This is a genomic window from Kitasatospora sp. NPDC059599 (genome assembly GCF_042735125.1).
In the GTDB taxonomy this organism is placed as follows: domain Bacteria; phylum Actinomycetota; class Actinomycetes; order Streptomycetales; family Streptomycetaceae; genus Kitasatospora.
In genome coordinates, this window is the sequence record NZ_JBHWCL010000266.1 from 1 (window position 1) to 5218 (window position 5218).

General features: G+C 72.9%; 6 protein-coding genes. 2 read left to right on the forward strand and 4 right to left on the reverse strand.

Annotated features, from left to right (window positions below):
* Window positions 1-8: 8 nt before the first annotated feature.
* Both ACFV04_RS43135 and ACFV04_RS43140 read right to left on the reverse strand, forming a co-directional pair.
* Window positions 9-1094 carry a hypothetical protein gene (locus ACFV04_RS43135; protein ID WP_380536540.1) on the reverse strand — a complete coding sequence of 362 codons (1086 nt, stop codon included), beginning with the start codon at window positions 1092-1094 and terminating at the stop codon, window positions 9-11.
* Window positions 1091-1603, reverse strand: coding sequence for a SigE family RNA polymerase sigma factor (locus ACFV04_RS43140; RefSeq protein WP_380343842.1), 513 nt, complete (start codon window positions 1601-1603; stop codon window positions 1091-1093). The genes ACFV04_RS43135 and ACFV04_RS43140 overlap by 4 nt, the downstream gene beginning before the upstream one ends.
* A 110-nt stretch (window positions 1604-1713) precedes the next feature.
* Between ACFV04_RS43140 and ACFV04_RS43145 the strand changes: the two genes are divergently transcribed.
* The gene (locus ACFV04_RS43145; protein ID WP_380536542.1) at window positions 1714-2361 is read left to right on the forward strand and encodes a hypothetical protein; all 648 of its coding nucleotides are present in this window, start codon (window positions 1714-1716) and stop codon (window positions 2359-2361) included.
* Between the two features lie 66 nt (window positions 2362-2427).
* Here the strand turns inward: ACFV04_RS43145 and ACFV04_RS43150 are convergent, their stop codons facing one another.
* Window positions 2428-3477 (reverse strand): RDD family protein, encoded by a 1050-nt coding sequence (locus ACFV04_RS43150; protein ID WP_380536543.1) that lies wholly within the window; start codon window positions 3475-3477, stop codon window positions 2428-2430.
* A gap of 290 nt (window positions 3478-3767) precedes the next feature.
* Between ACFV04_RS43150 and ACFV04_RS43155 the strand changes: the two genes are divergently transcribed.
* Window positions 3768-4772 carry a stage II sporulation protein M gene (locus ACFV04_RS43155; protein ID WP_380536544.1) on the forward strand — a complete coding sequence of 335 codons (1005 nt, stop codon included), beginning with the start codon at window positions 3768-3770 and terminating at the stop codon, window positions 4770-4772.
* A gap of 166 nt (window positions 4773-4938) precedes the next feature.
* On the opposite strand, the gene ACFV04_RS43160 is transcribed toward ACFV04_RS43155, so the two are convergent.
* A partial coding sequence (locus ACFV04_RS43160) for a hypothetical protein (RefSeq protein ID WP_380536546.1) occupies window positions 4939-5218 on the reverse strand: 280 nt, incomplete at its 5' end.

Consider the following 5218-nt stretch of genomic DNA (forward strand, 5'->3'; position numbering starts at 1 on the left):
GGCCGGTGTCAGCGCATGACGTCGGTCGTCCAGGTGCTCGCGTCCACGCCGAGCGCCGTGGTGTGGGCGAGCATCCACGGCAGTCCGCCGAGCCGCTCCAGCGAGGGCGGCAGGTCGGCCCCGGCCCCGACGCACACCTGCACCCCGTTGCCCACGGAGCACAGCGGTGCGTTCGGGCCGGTCTGCGGCGACCCGTCCTTGCCGGTCGGTGATGCCGGCGCCCCCGGGGCGGCCGGCTTCACGGTGAACCAGACGGTCTTGCTCTCCGCCTGGAGCATCAGCCACATGCTCCACGCGCCCTTGCCGTCCGAACCCGGACGGCTCAGCTGGACGTTGGTGGCCTCGAAGGCCTCGGGCAGTCCGCTGAACCGGACCGGCAGCGGGACGTCCCACGCGCCGTACCCGACCCCGGCGGCCACGTCGTGCAGGACCTCCCGCGAGATGTCCGCCGGCCGGCCGCCGGAGCCCGAGAGCTCCGCCCAGCCGCCCGAGGGCGTCAGCCACCGCAGGGTGGGCTTGTCGTACGGCGGCGCGTCGGAGACCACCCAGTAGGCGGTCCGGCCGCCGACCGGCTCGGCCGCCTCCGTGCGGACGTTGCTGCCGGGTGGCCCGGTCATCGGGGGCTGGGACCCGGCCGGGAGCTGCGAGAGCCGCAGGCTCGGGGCGTTCTCGCCCCGGCCGCTCGCCAGCGAGTCGACACCGTGGAAGCCGGTCTGGTAGCTGACGCCGTTCTCGCCGCCGGCCCACTCCGGCAGCCGGCCGAACCGGAGCTCGGGGGTCAGCGGGTCGGCCCCGGTCCGGTCCGGTGCTGCGGTCGGGGTGGGCGTGACCGTCGGGGCCGCGGTGGTGGCCACCGCGGGCGCGGCCGGCTGTAGGGGCGCGGCGGTGCCGTTGCCCGGGAGCAGGAGCGTGCCGCCGGTCACCACCGCGGCCGTCGCGGCCGCGACGGCGCCGATCACGGCCAGCTTGCGACGGCGCAGCCGGGCCGCGCCCTCGGCCATGGAGCGGCCGGCGTCGAAGCCCGCAGGCGGCGCCGGTTCGTCGGCCAGGTCCGTCAGCCGGGTGGCCAGGTCGTGGGAATCGGAGGTGGTCATGACATCCTCTCGGCGACGGCGGGACGGGCGGTGAGGCTGCCGCGCAGGGCGTCCAGCGCGCGAGAGCTCTGGCTCTTGACGTTGCCGGAAGAACACCCCAGGGCCTCGGCGGCCTGCTCGATGGACAGGTCGCAGTAGTAGCGGAGCACCACCGTGGCCCGCTGGCGGGGCGGGAGGGCGGAGAGGGCCCGGCGCAGGTCGAGCGAGGCGTCCAGGTCGACGCCGCCCGCCACCGTGTCCGGCTCGGCCCCCGCACGGACGGTGCGCCGCCACCACGGGGAGCGCTGCTCGGCCAGGAAGGTGTTCACCAGGATCCGCCGGGCGTAGCCGTCCCGGTTCTCCATCCGCGCCACCCTCGCCCAGTTCACGTACAGCTTGGTGATCGTCTCCTGCACCAGGTCGTCGGCCCGGTGCCAGTCCCCGCACAGCAGATAGGCGACCTTCCGCAGCCAGCCGCTCCTGGAGGCCACGTACTCCGTGAACTCCTCGTCGCGCGTCTGCTTTGCCATCCGCACCCCCTCTCGTCGTGGCGGCGGCACCGGTCCGGCGCCGTCCACACCCCTAATGCGCGGGCGCCCGGAGAACGTTGCATGCGAAACGCACACGTAGGCTTCCGGGCATGCCCAATGGCCGTTACTCGCTCCACGACACGCACGACCACGTCCTGCTCGGCGAGGAGCGCTTCAGCTGCGCCCCCGGGGCGGCCGGGTGGCGGTACGTCTCCAAGACCTACGCACCGGACGGCCGGGTGATCGGCAGCGTGGACCTCACGCTGGACTCGCGGGCCCGGCCGCTGCGGATGGAACTGCGGGCCGGAGGCTGGCAGGTGCGCGGCGGGGCCGTGGACGGCGTGGCCTGGGTCCGGACCGACGCGGCCGACCCCCGTGGCGAACACGCGGTGGAGGGACACGACCGGGCACACGCCTTCACCGGCAGCTCGCCGGGCTTCCTGGTCGCCACTGCCCGGCTGCTGCGACTGCGGCAGGGGGCGAGCGCGCGGGTGCGGCTGGTGGCGTTCACCGAACCGGTGCTGGCGCCGCGCACCCTCGACCAGGGGTGGCTGCTGGAGGGCGTCGAGACGCACGAGACGGACTCGGGGCCGCTGCTGGTCGAGCGGTACCAGGTCGCGGACCTGGAGACGGGGGAGCAGCAGGTCGTGCACCTGGCGGGGGACGTGGTGCTGGCGGCGGGCGGGATCGAGCTGGAGGAGCTGGAGTCACCGCCGAACGCCTGGCGGGTGGGGGACGGCGGAGACGACAAGGACTAGGGCGCCGGGCGTCGGGGCGCCAGGGCGCTGCCTGCCGGGGCGCCGCGTTGTCGGGGCGCCCGGGTGTCAGGACGGCGGGGCGAAGCCGGTGCCGGCGGCGGGCTTGTCGAAGGACGGCGCCGGTGGCGCGGTCGGGGCGGCCGGTACGGCGGCGGGCGGTGCGAGCGGTGCGACGGGCAGGACAGGTGCGACGGGCAGGACAGGTGCGACGGGTGCGACCGGTGCGACCTGTGCCGGATCGGCCGGGACCCCGAGGACCCGCAGGGGCCGGCCGTCGGCCGTGGTGGGCACCGGACCGGAGGCCGGACGGGGCGCGGGAACCTGCACGGGCACCGGGCCGGCCGCCCGCAGCCGCTCCTGGGCGCGGATCCACTCCCGCCGCTGGCGTTCGGTGAGCACCGCGCCCAGGTAAGCCGCCGGGTGCAGCCCCGGGGGCATCGGGTGGCTGATCCGGGCGGACAGGTCCTCGGCCAGCCGAGCGGTCATCCGGTTCATCACCGCCGGGTCCAACTGCCCTACCCTGCCGAGCAGTTGGCGAATGGCGAGCCAGAGCGGCTCCGGCACCGCGGAGAAGTCCATCGCGACCAGCTCGCGGCCCATCGACTGCAGCAGATGCGGGTGCACCGGCGGCAGCGGGGCGGCGGAGCCACTCGCACCCGGTGTGCGCTCGCGGACGACCACCGTCCCGGCGAAGATGTCGCCGAGCCGCTTGCCGTCCGGATTCACCGCCGAGGTGATCATCGCGGGGGAGCCGGACAACGCGATCAGCTCGAAGAACCCGACGAGCCCGCGCACCAGCGAATGCCGGAACCGCACCGGGCCGCCGTCGGTGCGCACCACCCGCAGACCGAGCGCGGCCTTGCCGAGCGAACGCCCGTTGGTGAAGGTCTCGACCATCACCGGGACCGCCACCAGGAAGAACACCATCAGGCCGATCATGGTGGCCGCCAGCGCCGCGCCGTCGAGGCCGACCAGCGCGACGCTCAGCAGCAGCGTGACCACCAGCAGGGCGGCGAACTCCACGAGCAGGTCGAGCACGATCGCCAGTGCCCGGCTCGGAAGCTTCGCCGTCTGCAGGCCGAGGACGACCGCCTCACCCGTCACCAGGTCGCTCAAGACACCTGTCCGTTCACGCTCTTGGAGCCCGTCCGGCTCGCCCATGGGATCCGGGACCACCGGGGGCGGCAGCGCCGGGGAGGGAAACGGCCCGGATCGGCCCCCCGTGCCCCGCTCTCCGCAGTCTGATCCGCAGCCGCCAACATACGGGGCCCGGCGGGCGCACGGGAAGTGAGATCCCGGGGGCCGCGCCCAGGGCCCCTGCTGGCATGCTGGGCCGCACGTGCCCGTACGCACCTGCCCGCCCGCGCACGCCCGTCCGCGCCCACCGCCGATCATGGAGCCGCCGAATGGACCTGGACGTCTTCGTCGCCACCCACCAGGGGGAGTGGGCCCGGCTGGACGCCCTCGCCCGCCGGCGGCGGCTCAACGGCGAGGAGGCGGACGAACTGGTCACCCTCTACCAGCGGACCACCGGCCACCTGGCCAAGGTGCAGGCCGCCGCGCCCGACCCGGCCCTGGTGAGCCGCCTGACCAGCCTGGTCTCACGCGCCCGCAGCGCCGTGACCGGAGCCCGCACCAACGGCTGGCAGGACGTCGCCCGTTACTACACGGTGAGCTTCCCGGCCGCGCTCTACCGCGCCCGCAACTGGTGGGTGCCGGTCGCCGTCCTCTCGCTGCTCCTCACCACGCTGCTCGCGTGGTGGATGGCCACCCACCCGGAGGTCCGCAACAGCCTCATCACGCCCGACCAACTGCGGGAGATGACCCGCCCCGGCGGACAGTACGAGGCCTACTACTCGGACCGGCCAGCCGGCTCCTTCGCGGCGCAGGTCTGGACGAACAACGCCTGGATCGCGGTGCAGTGCCTGTTGTACGGGATCGCGCTGGGCATCCCCGTGGTCTATGTGATGTGGACCAACGTGGTGAACCTCGGCGTCGGCATCGGGCTGATGGCCTCCGCCGGCCGCCTCGACGTCTTCCTCGGCCTCCTCATCCCGCACGGCCTGCTGGAGCTGACCGCGGTCTTCGTGGCCGGCGGCCTCGGCCTGCGCCTCGGCTGGACCGTCATCGCCCCCGGTCCACGCACGCGCGGCGTCGCGCTGGCCGAACAGGGACGCTCGATCATCGGAATGTCCATGGGCCTCGCGACGGTGCTGGCGGTCTCCGGCGTCCTCGAAGCCTTCGTCACCCCGTCGGGACTGCCCACGTGGGCGCGCATCGGCATCGGCGTGTCGGCCGAGGTGGCCTTCCTCCTCTACGCCCTGGTGCTGGGCCGAAAGGCCGCGGAGGACGGCGAGTTCGGCGACCTGGACGCGGCCGACCGAGCTGACCTGCAACCCGTCGCGGGCTGAGGCGATGCGATCGACACTCCTCTGACCTGCTAGTCTTCTCGCATCCCGGCCAAACCATTGACGTGGTGAGGGCGGACTAGTAGGTTTGAACGGTTGGGACTGACTGGACAACGGTCGGGCCCGGGCGTTAGTGTCTACGACACCGCCGAATCGAGGCGAGCGCATTTCACGAAATGCGCGCCCTCCGACGAAGCAAATCCTGCGAAACCAGCGCACTGAAGCTTTGATAGGCTTCGGGACGAAGTTTGCAGGAAATCCCGCCAGCGGGAATCGGATGAATGAAACTCCGGAAAACGGAGCGGAAAACATCTGGTAAGCTGGAAACACGAAAGAACGAAGCCCGGAGGGTCCGCTGGAAGGCGGTCCGAAGGAAGCGTCCGTTCCTTGAGAACTCAACAGCGTGCCAAAAGTCAACGCCAGATATGTTGACATCCCCGGCCTCAGGA